Here is a 16,918-nt window from a genome sequence, read left to right as displayed (position 1 = left end):
CCCACCGCTCCCCGAGGAGGACCTCCCGTGAACACGCCGTCCCGCACGTCCCTGTCCCTGTCCCTGTCCCGCCGCCGCGCCCTCGCCCTCGGCGGCCTCGCCGGCGGGTTCGCCCTCACCGCCTCGGCCTGCTCGTCGGGGTCCGGCAGCTCCACCGACCCGAACACCTTCGAGTTCTGGTCCTTCACCGGCATCAACCAGAAGGCCGACGTCGAGGCGTACGAGGAACTCGCCCCCGACGTCACGGTCAAGCTCACCGAGGTCGGCAACGCCCAGGAGACCGCGCAGGGGCTGACCACCGCCCTGGCCGGCGGCAAGGTGCCCGACCTCGTGCTGATCCAGGCCGGTGACCTGCCCAAGTTCATGAAGAACCCCGGGAACTTCGTCGACCTCACCACCCTGGGCGCCGACGACATCCAGGACGACTACGTGGACTGGGTCATGGCGCAGGCCACCGCCCGGTCCGGGGAGATCGTCGGCATCCCCACCGACGTCGGCGGCATGGGCGTCGCCTACCGCACCGACCTCCTGGCCGCCGCCGGGCTGCCGACGAACCGCGATGAGGTCAGCGCCCTGTGGCCCACCTGGGACGACTTCATCGCCACCGGGCAGCGCTACACCCAGGCCACCGGCAACGCGTTCATCGACAACGCCGCCACCACCGTGTTCCTGCAGGCCGTCTCGCAGGGGGAGGAGCAGTACTACTCCGCCGACGGTGACGTCGTCTACGACACCAACCCCATCGTGCGCGACTCCTTCGACCTCGGGCTCAAGGCCATCGCCGCCGGGATCACCGCCAAGCTGGAGAGCTTCACCGACGGCTGGAACGCCGGCATGGCCAAGGGCGCGTTCGCCGCCGTCGCCGCACCGTCCTGGATGCTGGGGTCCATCCGCTCCGCGGCCCCCGACACCGAGGGGAAGTGGGACATCGCCACCATCCCCGGCGGCAGCGGCAACTGGGGCGGCAGCTACCTGGCGATCCCGGCGCGGGCGGCCAACCCGGAGGCGGCGTGGGCGTACATCACGAAGATGCAGTCCCCCGAGCAGCAGCTCCAGCACTTCATCGACTCCGGCTCGCTGCCCACCACCCCGGTCAACTACGACAAGCCGGAACTGGTGGACCACACCGACTCGTTCTTCAGCGGCGCCCCCACCGGCAAGATCTTCACCCAGGCCGTCCTGGGCCTGAAGCCCTTCGTCAACGGCGAGTACAACACCGAGATCAGCACCGAACTGCTCAACGCCCTCAACGGCGTCGAGGGCGACGGCGCCCCCGCCGACGCCGCCTGGGACACCGCGGTGAAGAACATCCAGACGGCGATCGGCGCCTGATGAGCGCCACCCTCACCCCCGGCAGCCTGCGGGGTGTCGCGCCCGCCACCGCGACGCGGCCGGTGGAGAAGCGGTGGGAGCGGCTGGCGCCCTACGGGTACGTGGCGCCCTTCTACGTCCTGTTCCTCGTCTTCGGCCTCTTCCCGCTGCTGTTCACCTTCTACGTCGCGCTGTTCGACTGGAACCCGATCGGCGACAAGACGTTCGTCGGCCTGGCGAACTTCCAGCAGCTCGCGCAGGACCCGCGCTTCTGGAACGCGCTGCGCAACACCTTCAGCATCTGGATCATCTCGACCGCCCCGCAGCTGCTCATCGCGCTGATCCTCGCGCAGGTGCTCAACAGCGCGTTCCTGCGCTTCGCCACCTTCTTCCGCATGGCGATGCTGCTGCCGTACATCACGTCCGTCGCGGCCACGGCGATCGTCTTCGCCCAGCTGTTCAACCGCGACTACGGCCTGTTGAACTGGTTCCTCGGCGCGTTCGGCTTCGACCACGTCGACTTCATGTCCACCCCGGCCGGCAGCCACCTGCTCGTCTCGGTCATGGTGGTCTGGCGCTGGTTCGGCTACAACACGCTGCTCTACCTGGCCGCCCTGCAGGCCGTCCCGCGCGACCTGTACGAGGCGGCGGCGATGGACGGTGCCGGGCCCGTCAAGCAGTTCACGCACATCACCCTGCCCTCGCTGCGCCCGGTGATCGTCTTCACCGTCATCATGTCCACCATCGGCGGCCTGCAGATCTTCACCGAGCCGCTGCTGCTGTCCAACGGGACCCTCACCTGCGGCACCGCCCGCCAGTGCCAGACCCTCTCGCTCTTCCTCTACGAGCAGGGTTTCGGCTCGTTCAAGTTCGGCTACGGCTCGGCCATCGGGGTCGCCCTCTTCGCCATCATCGTCGTCGTGGCGCTCATCAACTTCCTGCTCTCCAGCCGACTGGGGAAGAAGGGCTGACATGGCCACCTCCACCGAACCCTCGCGCCGCGGTGCGCCGGGCGTCCCGGCGTCCCGGCCCCGGCGGCGGTCCATCGCCCGGGTGCGCTGGTACACCTACGTCCTGCTCTCCCTGGCCGCGGCCGCCTGCGTCTTCCCGGTCTACTGGATGTTCGTCGTCTCCTCCGTCGGCTCCGAGGCGGCCACCCAGCTGCCGCCGCGCGTCGTCCCCGGCGCGAACTTCCCCGACCTGCTGAAGCTGGTGTTCGAGACCGTGCCGTTCCTGCGGTCGCTGTTCAACAGCTTCGTCGTCGCGGCCCTCATCGCCGTGGGGCAGGCGTTCCTGTGCTCGCTGGCCGGTTTCGCCTTCGCCAAGATGACCTTCCGCGGACGGGACGCGCTGTTCCTGGTCCTCGTGCTGACCATGACCGTGCCGGCCCAGCTCGCGATCATCCCGCAGTACATGATCATGTCGACGCTCGGCTGGGTGGACACCCTGCAGGCCCTCGTCGTGCCCGGCCTGGTCAGCGCCTTCGGCATCTTCTGGATGCGCCAGCACATCAGCGCCACCATCAGCGACGAACTGCTCCAGGCCGCGCGCATGGACGGGGCGAACTCCTGGCAGATCTTCACCCGCATCGCCTTCCCCGTCGTCCGGCCGGCCGCCGCCGTCCTGGGCCTGCTGGGTTTCGTCAACGCCTGGAACGACTTCCTCTGGCCGTTCATCGTCCTGAAGTCCCCCGACACGTACACCGCGCAGATCGCCATCAAGGCCCTGCAGTCCAACATCTCCGTCGACCTCGGCCTGGCCATGGCCGGGTCCTTCCTCGTCACCGTCCCGCTCCTGGTGCTGTTCGCCTTCTTCGGCAAGCAGATGGTCTCCGGGATCATGGACGGCGCCTTCAAGGGCTGAGCCCCACCCACCGGAGGACACCCGTGAGCACCAGCACCACCGCACCGCTGAGCGACACCCAGGTCGAGCACTTCCTCCAGGAGGGGTACGTCGTCCTCGAGGGCTGCTTCGACGCCGAGGCCGCCGCCCCCGTCGTCGACCGCGCCTGGGACCGCCTCGGCGTCGACCGCGACGACCCCACCACCTGGGACCGCCCCCGCGTCCACCTGCCCTCCGAGCAGCACCTCGACGCCGCCGCGTTCGCCCCCCGCGCCTTCGGCGCGGCCTGCCAGCTGCTCGGCGGCGAGGACCGCGTGCAGACCCCCTGGCACTGGTCGGACGGGATCATCGCCAACCTCGGGGTCGGCGCCGACCGCCCCTTCGACCCGCCCTCGGCCGACGTCGGCGGGTGGCACAAGGACGGCGACTTCTTCCGCCACTTCCTGGACTCCCCCGAGCAGGGGCTGCTCACCATCGTGCTGTGGACCGACGTCCTGTCCCAGGGGGGCGGCACCTTCGTGGCCACCGACTCCGTGGGCGTCGTGGCGCGCTTCCTGGCCGAGCGGCCCGAGGGCGTCCTGCCCGACGAGCTGCAGCAGACCCCGCTCATCCGGCAGTGCCGCGAGTTCGTCGAACTCACCGGCAAGCAGGGCGACGTCGTCCTCATGCACCCCTTCGTCCTGCACGCCACCTCCCAGAACGTGCTGCGCGCCCAGCGGCTCATCACCAACCCGCCGCTCAGCCTGCGCGAACCCCTGCGCTTCGACCGGGACGACCCCGCCGAGCACTCCCCGGTCGAGCTCGCGGTCCTGCGCGGCCTCGGGGTGGACCGCCTCGACTTCCGCCCCACCGCCCCCCGCGAGGAGGTGGTGCCCGCGCGGCTGCGGGACCGGCCCACCCCCGGCGCGGCCCGGTGACCGGCCGCCGCCGCCGATCACACCCCCCGGGACGAGCACCTAGGATCGGCGACCGTGAGCACCGATCGAGAACGCCTCGCCGACCTCGTCTCCGCCAAGGCCGTCGTGCGCGGGGCGGTGACGCTGTCCAGCGGTGAGGAAGCCGACTACTACGTCGACCTGCGCCGCATCAGCCTCGACGGCGAGGCGGCCGCCCTCGTCGGGCCCGTCATGCTCGACCTCGTCTCCGACTGGGACTTCGAGGCCGTCGGCGGCCTGACCATGGGCGCCGACCCCGTCGCCCTCGCGATGGTCCACGCCGCCGGCGCCCGCGGCTGGGCCGACGCCCACGGCGGCCGCGCCCTCGACGCGTTCGTCGTCCGCAAGGCCGAGAAGGCCCACGGCCTGCAGCGCCGCATCGAGGGCCCCGACGTCGCCGGCCGCAAGGTGCTCGCCGTCGAGGACACCTCCACCACGGGCGGGTCGGTCCTCACCGCCGTCGAGGCGCTGCGCGCGGCCGGCGCCGAGGTCGTCGGGGTCGCCGTCATCGTCGACCGCGACACCGGCGCCAGGGAACGCGTCGAGGCGCAGGGCCTGCCGTACCGCTCCGCCTTCGGCCTGGCCGACATCGGGCTCGCCTGATGGGCGCCACCGGGACGGTCGTGCTGATCGTCGTCGTCCTGCTCGTCCTCGTCGTCGCGCTGTACGCCGTGAGCACCCGCGCCGCCCTGGTCCGGATGCGCGACCTCGCCGTGGAGGCCGGGGCCCTGGCCGAGCAGCGCCGCAGCCGGCTGTCGGACCTGTCCGCGCACCTGCACGCCCAGGAGGCGTCCGCGGCCGAACCCGACCCGCAGACCGTCAAGGCGCTCGCCGACGCCGAGCACCGCCTCGCCGGGGACGTCGCCTTCCACTCCGCGGCCGTGCGCGCCTACGACGCCCGCCTGCACGCGATCCCCGCCTCGTGGGTGGCGACGCTGTCCGGGCTGCACCCGCTCGGCGCCGCGGCGGAGCGCTGAACGCCCTCGACGCCGTCCTGGCGGCCCTGCGCTGCCCGGTCTGCGGCGCGGCGTTCGAGCGCGCCGACCGGACGCTGGGGTGCGCGGCCGGGCACCGGTTCGACCTGGCCCGCCAGGGGTACGTGAACCTCGCCGTCGGCAGCCGGACCGGGGGTGACACGCCCGCGATGGTCGCCGCGCGGGAGGAGTTCCTCGGCGCCGGCCACTACGCCCCGGTCGTCGCGGCCCTCGCCGGGCGCGCCGTCCCGGGGCTCGCCCTCGACGTGGGCGGCGGCACCGGCCACCACCTCGCCGCCGTCGTCGAGGCCACCGGCGGGTGGGGGGCGGTGCTGGAACCGTCCACGGCGGCGCTGCGGCGCGCCGCCCGCGCCCACCCCCGGGTGGCCGCCGTGGGCGGTGACGTGTGGCGCGGGCTGCCGTTCGCCGACGGCAGCGTCGACCTCGTGACCAACGTGTTCGCCCCCCGCGGGGCCGCGGAGGTGCGGCGGGTCCTGCGCCCGGGCGGCCGGTGGGTCGTCGTGACGCCGCTGCCCGAGCACCTGGAGGAGGTGCGCGGGCCGCTGGGGATGGTCGGCGTGGAGGCGGGCAAGGCCGAGCGGCTGCACGGCGAGCTCGCCGCGTTCGACCTCGTGGACGAGGACGAGCTGCGGTTCACCCGGACCCTGACCCGCCGCGACCTCGCGGCCCTGGTGCTCATGGGCCCCAGCGCGTTCCACACCGACGAGGCCGCGCTGCGGGCCCGCCTGGAGACCGTCCCGGACGCCGTCGACGTGACCGTCGCGGTCCGCCTCACCGTCGCCCGCAGCCCCGCCTGACCCCCGGCCCCACCGCGGTCACGGGCAGGGGCGCACGGCGCGGCTGAGGGGTTCGGCGCTCGTCCGCAGGCCCGCCGCGGCCAGCTCGGCGCGCAGCACCCCCACCGCGCCCACCGGGACCGCGACCACGGCCCGCCACCCGTCGGCGGACCACGCGACGTCCTCGACGGCGCGGGTGCGGCGCAGCTCGGCCTCCACCCGGCCCCCGTCGGCCAGTCCCGCGCGCACGTCCACGAGGTCGACCCACCGGCGCCGCACCACCCCGGCCGCGGCCAGGGCCGCGCCGACGGACCCGCCGTAGGCCCGGACCAGCCCACCGGTCCCCAGCAGCACCCCGCCGAAGTACCGCGTGACGACGGCCACGACGCCGGTCACCCCCGCCCCGCGCAGGGCCGCGAGCATCGGCGCCCCGGCCGTCCCGGCGGGCTCGCCGTCGTCGTGGGACCGCGCGAGCCCACCGTCCTCGCCCAGCACCGCGGCCGTGCAGTGGTGCCGGGCGTCGGGGAACTCCCGGCGCACGCGCGCCACGACGGCCTCGGCCGCCGCGGCGCCGTCGACCGGCTCGAGGGTCGTGAGGAACCGGGACCGCTCCACCACCAGCTCGGTCCGCACCGCCCGCGCCGGCACCGGCAGCGGGTCCCTCACGGGCGCGCGGCCCGGCGACGGCGGACCCAGGACACCAGGGGCGCCAGGACCGAGGCGAGGATCGCGGTCCCGGCGACCGCGTACGCCAGCGTCCGCAGCCACGGCTGGGAGTCGGCGGCGTACCCGGCCAGCACCAGCATCGCGCCCCAGCACAGGGCGCCGACCACGTTGGCGGAGAAGAACCTCGGGTACGACATCGCCGCCGTCCCGGCGATGATCGGGGTGAACGCGCGCAGCCACGGGATGAACCGGCAGGCCACGACCGCGAACCAGCCGTACCGGGCGTAGAACGCCTCGGCCTTCGGCAGGTGCCGGGCCGCCTTGCCCGCCCGCCGCAGCAGCCACGGCCGGCCCAGCCGCCGGCCCGACCAGTAGCCGACGGTGTCGCCGAGGATCGCGGCCAGGGTCACGCCCACGACCAGGACCGGCAGCGACAGCGGCGAGCCGTCCCGGGCGGCCAGCAGCCCGGCGGTGAACAGGACGCTGCTGCCGGGCAGCCAGAACCCGACGAGGGTGCCCGTCTCGGCGAAGACGATCCCGAAGACCAGGACGTACAGGCCCGCGGCGCCGAGGTCCTCGAGCTGCGGATCGGCGAGGTGGGCGAGCCAGTCGGACACCCCGCGATCCTCGCAGAGGCCCCCGGCGTCCTCAGGGGGCGAGGGTCGCCAGCCGCGCCTTCTCGTCGTCGTCGAGGCGGCGCGGGCGGCCGGCGTCGAAGTCGTACGCGACGCACACGGTGGAGGCCTTCACGTAGACGGTCGCGGGGTCGTCCGGTTCCAGGAGCTCGTAGTCGACCTCGAAGCTGGCGCCGCCGACGCGCCCGATCCACAGGTCGACCGCGACCGGTTCGAGGCGGTAGTCCAGCGGGAGCAGGTACTCGACGGTGTGCTTGGCCACCACCATCCCGGTGGCGAGCATGGGGGCGGTCCCGTCCGGGGCGGCGGTGCCGAACGCGCGGACGCGGGCCTCCTCCAGGATCCGCAGCACCTCGACGTTGTTCACGTGCCGGTAGGCGTCCATGTCGCCCCAGCGCAGGGGCAGGAGGATCCGTCGACGAGCCACCGGGTCATCCTGCCCGGTGGCCGCTCAGCGGTGGTTCTCGGGGGTGCGGGGGCTGCCGGTCGCCTGCGCGGGCAGCGTCGCGGGGTGCCGGCGCGCCTTGGCGCGGTTGCGCAGGTACTCGATGCCGACCGGGATGAGGGACAGGACGACGAGCAGCAGCAGCCCGAGCTCGAGGTTCTCGCGGATCAGCGTGACGCCGCCCAGGGCGTAGCCGAGCAGCGTGATGCCGGTCGCCCACAGCACGGCCCCGATGGCCGAGAACGTCACGAACGTGCGGCGGGGCATGGCGCCCGCACCGGCGGCGAGGGTGATGAAGGTGCGCACGACGGGCACGAAGCGGGCCAGGATGATCGCCCGGGCCCCGAACCGCTCGAAGAACTCGTGGGTCTGCGTGATCCGCTGGGGGGTGAGGATCCTCGAACCGGGCCGGTCGAACAGCGCCGGCCCGGCCTTGCGGCCGATCTCGTACCCCACGACGTTGCCCAGGAACGCCGCGATCGACAGCAGCAGGCACGACAGCCAGATGGGCTCCCGGAGCACGTCCGAGTGGGTGAACAGGCCCACGGTGAACAGGAGCGAGTCGCCGGGCAGGAAGAACAGGAACAACCCGCACTCGACGAAGACGATGACCACCGAGACCCACAGGGCCGCGCCGCCGAGGGTGTCGAGGAAGGTCTCGGGACTGGCCCAGTCGGGCAGGAGCGCGGGTGCGGCGGCCGGAGCCGCGGAGGTCAGCGAGGCCGACAGCTCGGCGAGGAACGACACGTCCCCAGGGTAAGTCCGGTTCCCGGGCCCGAGGTCGACCGAGGCTGGAGATCAGCCCAGAGGATGACCTGTTCACCCCGGGATCAGCCGCTCGACGGACCGCGGCCACCGGTTCGGATCGTTGAACCCACGCTCCCGGTGATCGGGAGCGAGGGTCCAACGATCCGGACCCCGCCGGCGGTGCGCCTCAGACGGTGCGGGCGGTCGGGTCCCAGTCGTCCGGCAGCGGCTCGGCCGCCTCGACGGTGCTGCCCACGGGCACGAAGGTGCCGGTGCGGGCGGACTCGTCGATGGAGACCATGACGTCGACGACGTGGTGGGCCAGGGCGCCCTGGACGCGGTGCGGGCGCCCGGCGCGGATCGCGCGGGCCATCTCCAGCGCCCCCGTCCCGCGGGTCGACAGCGCCTGCGTCGAGGCCAGCAGCTCCCAGTCGTCGCTGCCCGCGCGGCGGATGCGCAGGTCGCCGTCGAAGTCGTTCGGGTCCGGCAGGGCCAGGGTCGCCTCGGTGCCGGTGATCTCGACGAACCCGTGCCGCTGCAGCGGGGAGTCGAAGCTGAAGGTGCTCTGCGAGCTCTGCCCGCTCGCGAACCGCGCGAGCGCGCTGACGTGCGTGGGCACCGTCACGTCGAAGACCTCACCGGCGCGGGGGCCGGACCCGATGGTCCGCTGGTCGCGGGACCTGCCCGCGACGGCCGCGACGGAGGCGACGGGCCCGAACGCCTGCACGAGCGCGGTCAGGTAGTAGGGGCCGATGTCGAACAGGGGACCGGCGCCGGTCTGGAACAGGAACGCCGGGTTGGGGTGCCAGGACTCCGGGCCGGGGGACTGCATGAGGGTCAGTGCCGTCAGCGGCTCGCCGATGTCGCCGCGCCGCAACGCCTTCAGCGCCGTCTGCAGGCCGGTGCCGAGGAACGTGTCGGGGGCGCAGCCCAGGCGGACGCCGGCGGCGTCGGCGGCGGCGAGCAGCCGCTGCCCGCCCTCGCGGTCCAGCGCGACGGGTTTCTCCGACCAGACGTGCTTGCCGGCCGAGATCGCGGCCAGGGACACCTCGACGTGGGCGGCGGGGACCGTGAGGTTGACCACGATCTCGACGTCCTCGTCCGCCAGGACGGTGTCGATGCCGCCGTGGTGGGGGACGCCGTGCTCCTCGGCGCGGGCGCGGGCGGCCTCGGGGAACAGGTCGCCGATCGCGTGGACCCGCACGTCCGGGAAGGACGTGAGGTTCTCCAGGTAGGTGCCGCTGATGACGCCGGCACCGATGATCCCGATGCCGACGGGGCCGGTGCGGGGGGCGGGCGCGCTCACGTGAGGGCCTTCGTGAGGTTGGTGAAGCTGTCCTGCACGGCGGTGAGCATGTCGCCGGTGGTGTCGTCGAGCTCGAGGACGGCGAGGTCGACGCCGCCGGCGGCGGCCAGGATCGCGGTGACGTCGAGGTCGCCGGTGCCCCAGGCGACCTGGCGGGAGGTGTCGCGGGTGCCGTCGCCGTCCTTGAGGTGGACGGCCTTCACGCGGGAGCCCAGGCGGGCGAGCAGGTCGGGGACGTCCACGCCGCCGACGACGGCCCAGTAGGTGTCGACCTCCAGGGCGACGGCGTCGGCGAGGTGGTCGGCGAAGACCTCCAGCGCCGGGCGTCCCGCGATCGTCGTCGCGAGCTCGAACTCGTGGTTGTGGTAGCCGACGGTGACGCCCGCGTCGGCGGCCCGTTCGGCGGCGGCGTTCAGCTCGGCGGCGACGGCGGCGACGTCCTCGACGGTGGTCCAGCGCGCGGGGTCGACGTGGGGTTCGACGACGAGGGTGGTGCCGGTGGTGGCGGCGGCGGTCAGCACGGCGTCGAGGTCGCGCCCGACGATCCCGGCGTGCGCGCTGGGGGCGCTGAGCCCGTGCGCGCGCAGGGCGGGGGCGAGCTCGGCGGCCCGCTCGGCCAGCCCGAACGGCTCGACCAGCGTGAAGCCGGTGGCGGCCAGGCGGGCCAGCGTCCCGTCGAGGTCGGCGGCCAGCGCCGCGCGCACGGTGTAGAGCTGCAGGGAGATCTTCGAGGTGTCCAGCGTGGTCATGCGGTGGTCCGCGTCCTCTCGGGGGGTGACGGGGGTGCGTCCGAGGGCGGGGGTCCGGGACGCCCTCGTCCTGCGACCGGCTCGACCGAACCGGTTCAGCAACCGTACGGGGCGCGGTCCGCCGGACGCCACCCCCTCGCGGTGCTCGGTACGATCCGGCGGTGACCGAGGGACTGTCCGAGGACGAGCTGCGCTACCTGCAGGAGACGTTCGACCTGGCCCGCGAGGGCGCGGCCGCCACGCTCGCCGAGCGCCTCGACGTCGGCGTCCCGGCCGACCTGACCAACTCGGCGGGCGACACCCTGCTGATCCTCGCCGCCTACCACGCGCACCCCGACGCGGTGCGGCTGCTGCTGGAGCGCGGCGCCGACCACTCCCGCGTCAACGACAAGGGCCAGACCGCGCTGGGGGCCGCCGTCTTCCGGCGGTCCCGGCCCGTCGTGGAGCTGCTGCTCGACGCCGGCGCCGACCCCGCGCTGGGCCGGCAGTCCGGGCTCGCCGTGGCCCAGGTGTTCGACCTGCCGGAGATGACGGCCCTGCTGACCGCTCCGCGCTGACCGCAGCTGCGGCTCCAGGGCTCCTCGGGAGCCGCACCCGCGGTTAGGCTGCGGGGGTGCCCCAGTACCGCATCCGCGAGGTCGCCGACCTCCTCGGCGTCTCCGACGACACCGCCCGGCGCTGGACCGACGCCGGGACCCTGCCCGCGGGCAAGGACGCGGCGGGCCGCACCGTCGTCGACGGCGCCGCGCTGGCCGCCTTCGCCGTCCGGCACGCCGCGACCTCCGCCGCCGCCGCGACCGACACGACGGCCGTGGCCCGCTCGGCCCGCAACCGCTTCGCCGGCCTCGTCACCCGCGTCGTCGCCGACGGCGTGATGGCCCAGGTGGAGATGCAGTGCGGCCCGCACCGCGTCGTGTCCCTCATGAGCCGCGAAGCCGTCGAGGAGCTCGGCCTGGCCCCCGGCTCGCGCGCCACCGCCGTGGTCAAGGCCACCACCGTCATCGTCGAGACCCCCGGCGGGGACGTCGCGTGAAGCCCCGCCCGCTGCTCGCCCTCGCCGCGGCCGGGGCGCTGCTGGCCGCCTGCGGGTCCCCGGACGCCGACGCCGGGACGCGCACCCTCACCGTGTTCGCGGCCGCGTCCCTGGAGGCGAGCTTCAGCGAGATCGGCGCCCGGTTCGAGCGGGCCCACCCGGGCGTCGACGTCGGGTTCTCCTTCGCCGGGTCCTCCGACCTCGCCACCCAGATCACCGAGGGCGCCCCCGCGGACGTGTTCGCCTCCGCCGACGAGCCCAACATGGCGGAGGTCGCCGACGCCGCCCTCACCGCCGGCGACCCCGTCGACTTCGCCACCAACGTCCTGCAGATCGCCACCCCCGCGGGGAACCCCGCGGGCGTCACGGGGTTCGCCGACCTGGCCGCACCCGGGCTGAAGGTGGTGGTCTGCGCCCCGCAGGTCCCGTGCGGGGCGGCGACCCGGACCGTCGAGGAGGCGACCGGCGTGACGCTCTCGCCCGTCAGCGAGGAGTCCTCGGTGACCGACGTCCTGGGCAAGGTCACCTCCGGGGAGGCCGACGCCGGGCTCGTCTACGTCACCGACGTCGCCCGGGCCGGCGAGGCCGTCACCGGGATCGCGTTCCCCGAGTCCGCGCGGGCCGTCAACACCTACCCGGTCGCCGCGCTGCGGGACGCCTCCGACGCCGCCCTGGCGGCGGCCTTCGTCGCCTTCGTCACCGGGCCGCAGGGCCGGGAGGCGTTGCGGGACGCGGGGTTCGGGACGCCGTGACCGGCCGCGGCGCCGCGCCGGGCAGCGCGCTCCCGCGCTGGGTGTACGTCCCCGCGGCGCTGGGGCTGGCGCTGACCGCGCTCCCGCTCGCCGGGATCCTCAGCCGGGTCGACTGGCCGGACCTCCTGCCGCTGCTGACCTCGGACTCCGCGCGCGCCGCGCTGCTGCTGAGCCTGCGCACCGCCGCCGCCAGCACCGTGCTGTGCCTGCTGCTGGGCGTCCCGCTGGCGCTCGTGCTGGCCCGCGGCACCCTCCCGGGGCTGCGGGTCCTGCGCTCGGTCGTGCTGCTGCCGCTCGTGCTGCCCCCCGTCGTGGGGGGCCTGGCGCTGCTGTACGCGCTGGGGCGGCGCGGGCTGCTGGGGCCCGCGCTGTCCGTCGCCGGGATCGAGGTGGCGTTCACGACGGCGGCCGTCGTCATCGCGCAGACGTTCGTGTCGCTGCCGTTCCTCGTCCTCAGCCTCGAGGGGGCCCTGCGCAGCGCCGGCCCCCGGTACGACGCCGTGGCCGCCACCCTCGGCGCGCGGCCCAGCCGCGTCCTGCTCCGCGTCACGCTGCCGCTCGTCGGCCCCGGGCTGCTGTCCGGCGCGGTGCTCGCCTTCGCCCGCGCCCTCGGGGAGTTCGGCGCGACGCTCACGTTCGCCGGCAGCGCCCAGGGCGTCACCCGCACGCTGCCGCTGGAGGTCTACCTCCAGCGCGAGACCGACCCCGACGCCGCCGCCGCCCTGTCGCTGCTGCTGGTCGTCGTCGCCGTCGTCGTGGTCGTCGCCGTCCGGGGACGGCGGGGCACCCCGTGAGCCTGGAGGTCGACGTCGCGTTCGCCCCCCGCGCGCTGGCCGTGCGCTGCGAGGTCGCCGCCGGGGAGGTCCTGGCCGTCCTGGGGCCCAACGGGGCGGGGAAGTCGACGCTGCTGGCGCTGCTCGCCGGGCTGCTGCGGCCCACCGCGGGCCGCGTCGTGCTCGACGGCCGGGTCCTGGCCGACGACCGCACCCGCGTCCCGCCGCACCGGCGCGGCGTGGGGCTGCTCGCCCAGGACCCGCTCCTGTTCCCGCACCTGAGCGTCGAGGACAACGTCGCGTTCGGCCCGCGCAGCGCCGGGGCGTCGCGGCGGCGGGCCCGGGCCCGGGCCGCCGGCCTGCTCGCCGAGGTCGGGGCCGCCGGCTTCGCCGCCCGCCGCCCCCACGAGCTGTCCGGCGGGCAGGCCCAGCGGGTCGCCCTGGCCCGCGCGCTGGCCGCCGAGCCGCGGCTGCTGCTGCTCGACGAACCGCTCGCCGCGCTCGACGTCACCGCCGCCCCCGAGGTGCGGCAGGTCCTGCGCCGCGTCCTGCGCGGCGGCGACCGCACCGCCGTCCTCGTCACCCACGACCCCCTGGACGCCCTCGCCCTCGCCGACCGCGTCGTGGTCCTCGACGCCGGCCGCGTCGTGGAGCGCGGCGCCGTCCAGGACGTCCTGACCACCCCGCGCAGCGCGTTCGGCGCCCGCCTGGCCGGGCTGGTGCTGCTGCCGGGCACCCTCACCGCCGACGGCCTGCGCGCCGACGACGGCACCGCCGTCAGCGGGCGCGTGCACGGCGCCGCCGGGGAACGCGGCGTCGCCCTGTTCAGCCCGTCCGCCGTCGCCGTCCACGCCGCCGACCCCGGCGGCAGCCCCCGCAACCGGTGGCCCGCGCACGTCGTCGACGTCAGCCCCCGCGGCGACGTCGTCCGCGTCCGGGCCCGGGCCGCGGTGGGGGAGGTGCTGGCCGACGTCACCGTCGCCGCGGCCGCCGAGCTCGACCTCACCCCGGGCGCGACCGTCCACCTCGCGGTCAAGGCGACCGCCGTGCAGGTCCACCCCACGAGGTGAGGGCGGTGAGACCTTCGGTGGACGCGCCCGTTCACAGCGGACCCGTAGGTTCGGTGGCGTGCTCGTCCTCGACAACATCACCCGCCGGTTCGGGGACCGTCTCGCGCTCGACGACGTCAGCCTCAGCGTCCCCGACGGGCGCATGGTCGGGTTCGTCGGCGCGAACGGTGCCGGGAAGACCACCACGATGCGGATCGCCCTGGGGGTGCTCGCCGCCGACTCCGGGTCGGTGACGTTCCGCGGGCAGGTCCCCGACCTCGCCACCCGCCGCCGCTTCGGCTACATGCCCGAGGAGCGCGGCCTCTACCCCAAGGGCCGCCTCCTGGAGCAGCTCGTCTTCCTCGCCCGCCTGCACGGCGTCGACGGCGCCGCCGCCGCGCGCCGCGGCCAGGAGCTGCTGGACCGCCTCGGCCTGGGGGAGCGCTCCCGCGACAAGCTGGAGTCGCTGTCGCTGGGCAACCAGCAGCGCGTGCAGGTCGCCGCCTCCCTCATCCACGACCCCGAGCTGCTCGTCCTCGACGAGCCGTTCTCCGGCCTGGACCCGCTGGCCGTCGACGCGATGGCCGAACTGCTGCGGGAGAAGACCGCCGCCGGGGTCGGGGTGCTGTTCTCCAGCCACCAGCTCGACCTCGTCGACCGCCTCTGCGACGACCTGGTGATCCTGCACGGCGGCCGCGTCGTCGCCTCGGGCGAACCGGAGAAGCTGCGCCGCGAACGCGGCGGGTCCCGCTACGAGCTGGTCTCCGACGCCGACCTCGACTGGCTGCGCGACGTCCCCGGCGTCCGGGTCCTCGAGCGCCGCCCCCACGGCGTCGTCCTCGAACTGCCCGACGACACCGCCGGCCTGGACCAGCGGGTCCTGGCCGAAGCCGTCCGCCGCGGGCCCGTCCGGTCGTTCGCGCCGCTGCTGCCCACCTTGTCCGAACTGTTCCAGGAGGTGTCCCGGTGAAGGGCCAGTGGTGGATCGTCGCCCAGCGGGAGATGACCGAACGGCTGCGGGACAAGGGGTTCATCTTCTCCACCGTCCTGCTGTTCGTCATCGTCGCGCTCGCCGCCGTGCTGCCGGGGGTGATCTCGGGCGGCTCGAACGACTACGACGTGGCCGTCACCGGGGACTCCCGCCCCTACGTCGAGACCGCCCAGCCGGGGGAGAGCCCCGACGACCGGGTCGTGCTGCGCGACCAGCCCGACGCGGCCGCCGCCGAGCGGGCCGTCCGGGACGGCGACGTCGACGCGGCGGTGCTCGTCACCGGCACCGGGACGGTCATCGTCGGCGACCGCACCGTGCCGGACACCCTCACCGGCGTCCTCACCGCGCGGATCAGCGCCGCGCAGACCGTCGCCGGGTTCGAGGCCCTCGGGGTCGGCGCCGACGACGTGCGGGCGGTCCTGTCGCTGCCGCCGCCGACCACGGTGCTGCTGGCCCCCGACGCGGTGGACCCCTTCACGGTCTACCTGCTCGGCCTGGCCTTCGCCGTGCTGTTCTTCCAGATCGTCGTCATCTTCGGGTACTCGATCGCGCAGAGCGTCGTGCAGGAGAAGCAGACCCGCGTCATCGAGCTCCTGGTGACCACCGTCCCGGTGCGGCAGCTGCTCATCGGCAAGATCCTCGGCAACGGCCTGCTGGCGTTCGGGCAGATCCTGCTGCTCGTCGCCGCCGGGGTCGTCGCGCTGCGCATCGCCCAGCCCGAGCTGCTGGAGTCGATCCCCGGCATCCCCACCGCCGCCGCCTGGTTCCTGGTGTTCTTCGTCCTCGGGTTCGCGATGCTGTCGTGCCTGTGGGCGGCCGCCGGGGCCATGGCCAGCCGGCTGGAGGACCTGCAGTCCACCGCCACCCCGGTGCAGATGTTCGTGATGCTGCCGTTCTTCGCCTCGTTCCTGGCCAACGAGCCGGGGGCGCTGCAGACGGCCCTGTCCTACATCCCGCTGTCCTCGCCGATGGTCATGCCCAAGCGGGTCGTCCAGGGCGACGTCGCGCTGTGGGAGCCGCTGCTGTCCCTGGGCGTCATCGCCGTCACCGCGGTGCTGTTCGTGGCGGTCGCGCGACGGCTGTACGAGAACAGCCTGCTGCAGACGGGGCGCTCGCTGGGCTTCAAGTCGGCCTGGAGGAAGGCCGCCTGACACCTGGGAGGATCCCCGGGTGAGTGAACAGGAGCAGCGGGTCGTCGGCGTCGGACCCTGGGAGGGGACCTGGCCCGACGACCCGCGGTACGACCCGGAGCTGCTGCGCGAGGGGGACCGCCGCAACGTCGGGGACGAGTACCGCTACTGGTCGAACGCGGCGATCGTCGCCGACCTCGACACCCGCCGGAACCCGCTGCACGTCGCGGTGGAGAACTGGCAGCACGACGCGAACATCGGGTCCGTCGTCCGCACCGCGAACGCCGTGAACGCCGCCGGCGCGCACGTCGTGGGCCTCAAGCGCTGGAACCGGCGCGGGGCGATGGTCACCGACCGGTACCTCAGCACCCACCACCACGCCGACGTGGCGGCGCTCGCGGCCTGGGCGGCCGAGCGGGACCTGCCGATCGTGGGCGTCGACAACGTGGAGGGGTCGGTGCCGCTGGAGACGTACGACCTGCCGCGCGCGTGCGTGATGCTGTTCGGGCAGGAGGGTCCCGGGCTGACCGCGGAGGCCGTCGGCCACTGCGTCGACGTCCTCGCGATCGCCCAGTTCGGGTCGACGCGCTCGATCAACGTGGGGGCCGCCGCGGCCGTCGCGATGCACGCGTGGGTGCGCCGGCACGTCTTCGGCCAGCGCCCCACCGCCCACCCGTGATCGAGGAGCGGGGGGGGCGGGGGGGCCGGGGGCGCCGCCGCCGGCGGGGGGGGGTGGGGCGGGGGGGGGGCGGGGGCGCGGGGGGGGGGGGGGGGGGGGGGGGG

21 protein-coding genes are annotated in these 16,918 nt (G+C 74.7%); 15 read left to right on the top strand and 6 right to left on the bottom strand.

All coding sequences use genetic code 11. The features are described 5' to 3' along the window. Positions 1-27 precede the first annotated feature (27 nt). Genes ACRYRX_RS20735 through ACRYRX_RS20705 form a run of 7 tightly spaced genes read left to right on the top strand, consistent with a single transcriptional unit; the run spans position 28 to position 5,880 of the window. Positions 28-1,332 (top strand): ABC transporter substrate-binding protein, encoded by a 1,305-nt coding sequence (locus ACRYRX_RS20735; protein WP_432515025.1) that lies wholly within the window; start codon positions 28-30, stop codon positions 1,330-1,332. After that, the gene (locus tag ACRYRX_RS20730) at positions 1,332-2,282 is read left to right on the top strand and encodes a carbohydrate ABC transporter permease (RefSeq protein WP_432515024.1); all 951 of its coding nucleotides are present in this window, start codon (positions 1,332-1,334) and stop codon (positions 2,280-2,282) included. The genes ACRYRX_RS20735 and ACRYRX_RS20730 overlap by 1 nt, the downstream gene beginning before the upstream one ends. A gap of 1 nt (position 2,283) precedes the next feature. Next, complete coding sequence (locus tag ACRYRX_RS20725; RefSeq protein WP_432515023.1) at positions 2,284-3,174, top strand: carbohydrate ABC transporter permease; 891 nt, start codon at positions 2,284-2,286, stop codon at positions 3,172-3,174. A 23-nt stretch (positions 3,175-3,197) separates the two neighbouring features. Then, positions 3,198-4,070 (top strand): phytanoyl-CoA dioxygenase family protein, encoded by an 873-nt coding sequence (locus ACRYRX_RS20720; protein WP_432515022.1) that lies wholly within the window; start codon positions 3,198-3,200, stop codon positions 4,068-4,070. A 54-nt stretch (positions 4,071-4,124) separates the two neighbouring features. Continuing rightward, on the top strand, positions 4,125-4,691 hold the full coding sequence (gene pyrE, locus ACRYRX_RS20715; RefSeq protein ID WP_432515021.1) for an orotate phosphoribosyltransferase: 567 nt from the start codon (positions 4,125-4,127) through the stop codon (positions 4,689-4,691). Then, on the top strand, positions 4,691-5,065 hold the full coding sequence (locus ACRYRX_RS20710; protein ID WP_432515019.1) for a hypothetical protein: 375 nt from the start codon (positions 4,691-4,693) through the stop codon (positions 5,063-5,065). Before pyrE ends, ACRYRX_RS20710 begins: the two co-directional genes overlap by 1 nt. After that, a complete protein-coding gene (locus ACRYRX_RS20705; protein WP_432515017.1) occupies positions 5,011-5,880 on the top strand; it encodes a putative RNA methyltransferase in 870 nt (289 codons plus the stop codon). Before ACRYRX_RS20710 ends, ACRYRX_RS20705 begins: the two co-directional genes overlap by 55 nt. 18 nt (positions 5,881-5,898) lie before the next feature. On the opposite strand, the gene ACRYRX_RS20700 is transcribed toward ACRYRX_RS20705, so the two are convergent. The 6 genes from ACRYRX_RS20700 to ACRYRX_RS20675 form a co-directional block, all read right to left on the bottom strand. Further along, positions 5,899-6,525 (bottom strand): YigZ family protein, encoded by a 627-nt coding sequence (locus tag ACRYRX_RS20700; protein ID WP_432515015.1) that lies wholly within the window; start codon positions 6,523-6,525, stop codon positions 5,899-5,901. After that, a complete protein-coding gene (locus tag ACRYRX_RS20695; protein ID WP_432515014.1) occupies positions 6,522-7,142 on the bottom strand; it encodes a DedA family protein in 621 nt (206 codons plus the stop codon). The genes ACRYRX_RS20700 and ACRYRX_RS20695 overlap by 4 nt, the downstream gene beginning before the upstream one ends. Positions 7,143-7,173: 31 nt before the next feature. Next, on the bottom strand, positions 7,174-7,587 hold the full coding sequence (locus ACRYRX_RS20690) for an acyl-CoA thioesterase (RefSeq protein WP_432515012.1): 414 nt from the start codon (positions 7,585-7,587) through the stop codon (positions 7,174-7,176). Positions 7,588-7,611: 24 nt separating this feature from the next. Beyond that, on the bottom strand, positions 7,612-8,352 hold the full coding sequence (locus ACRYRX_RS20685) for a DedA family protein (RefSeq protein WP_432515010.1): 741 nt from the start codon (positions 8,350-8,352) through the stop codon (positions 7,612-7,614). Positions 8,353-8,539: 187 nt separating this feature from the next. Further along, positions 8,540-9,658: a Gfo/Idh/MocA family protein gene (locus ACRYRX_RS20680; RefSeq protein WP_432515009.1), complete on the bottom strand. Its 1,119-nt coding sequence runs from the start codon at positions 9,656-9,658 to the stop codon at positions 8,540-8,542. Further along, complete coding sequence (locus tag ACRYRX_RS20675) at positions 9,655-10,407, bottom strand: sugar phosphate isomerase/epimerase family protein (protein WP_432515007.1); 753 nt, start codon at positions 10,405-10,407, stop codon at positions 9,655-9,657. Before ACRYRX_RS20675 ends, ACRYRX_RS20680 begins: the two co-directional genes overlap by 4 nt. Before the next feature lie 161 nt (positions 10,408-10,568). Here ACRYRX_RS20675 and ACRYRX_RS20670 point away from each other — a divergent pair, with 161 nt between their 5' ends. The 8 genes from ACRYRX_RS20670 to ACRYRX_RS20635 are packed head-to-tail and all read left to right on the top strand — an operon-like array spanning position 10,569 to position 16,814. Further along, positions 10,569-10,964: an ankyrin repeat domain-containing protein gene (locus ACRYRX_RS20670; RefSeq protein ID WP_432515006.1), complete on the top strand. Its 396-nt coding sequence runs from the start codon at positions 10,569-10,571 to the stop codon at positions 10,962-10,964. Positions 10,965-11,020: 56 nt separating this feature from the next. Continuing rightward, positions 11,021-11,440: a TOBE domain-containing protein gene (locus tag ACRYRX_RS20665; protein ID WP_432515004.1), complete on the top strand. Its 420-nt coding sequence runs from the start codon at positions 11,021-11,023 to the stop codon at positions 11,438-11,440. Further along, on the top strand, positions 11,437-12,192 hold the full coding sequence (modA, locus tag ACRYRX_RS20660) for a molybdate ABC transporter substrate-binding protein (protein WP_432515002.1): 756 nt from the start codon (positions 11,437-11,439) through the stop codon (positions 12,190-12,192). The genes ACRYRX_RS20665 and modA overlap by 4 nt, the downstream gene beginning before the upstream one ends. Beyond that, positions 12,189-12,986: an ABC transporter permease gene (locus tag ACRYRX_RS20655; protein WP_432515000.1), complete on the top strand. Its 798-nt coding sequence runs from the start codon at positions 12,189-12,191 to the stop codon at positions 12,984-12,986. Before modA ends, ACRYRX_RS20655 begins: the two co-directional genes overlap by 4 nt. Further along, complete coding sequence (locus tag ACRYRX_RS20650; RefSeq protein ID WP_432514998.1) at positions 12,983-14,035, top strand: sulfate/molybdate ABC transporter ATP-binding protein; 1,053 nt, start codon at positions 12,983-12,985, stop codon at positions 14,033-14,035. The genes ACRYRX_RS20655 and ACRYRX_RS20650 overlap by 4 nt, the downstream gene beginning before the upstream one ends. 58 nt (positions 14,036-14,093) lie before the next feature. Further along, complete coding sequence (locus ACRYRX_RS20645) at positions 14,094-14,984, top strand: ABC transporter ATP-binding protein (RefSeq protein WP_432514996.1); 891 nt, start codon at positions 14,094-14,096, stop codon at positions 14,982-14,984. Next, a complete protein-coding gene (locus ACRYRX_RS20640; protein ID WP_432514995.1) occupies positions 14,981-16,156 on the top strand; it encodes an ABC transporter permease in 1,176 nt (391 codons plus the stop codon). Before ACRYRX_RS20645 ends, ACRYRX_RS20640 begins: the two co-directional genes overlap by 4 nt. 19 nt (positions 16,157-16,175) lie before the next feature. Beyond that, complete coding sequence (locus ACRYRX_RS20635) at positions 16,176-16,814, top strand: TrmH family RNA methyltransferase (RefSeq protein WP_432514994.1); 639 nt, start codon at positions 16,176-16,178, stop codon at positions 16,812-16,814. The last annotated feature ends 104 nt before the right edge of the window (positions 16,815-16,918 follow it).

Source organism: Kineococcus lubricus, from assembly GCF_050871965.1.
Taxonomy (GTDB): domain Bacteria; phylum Actinomycetota; class Actinomycetes; order Actinomycetales; family Kineococcaceae; genus Kineococcus.
The sequence above is the reverse complement of the archived record's forward strand: the minus strand, read 5'-3'. Positions and strand labels throughout refer to the sequence as shown.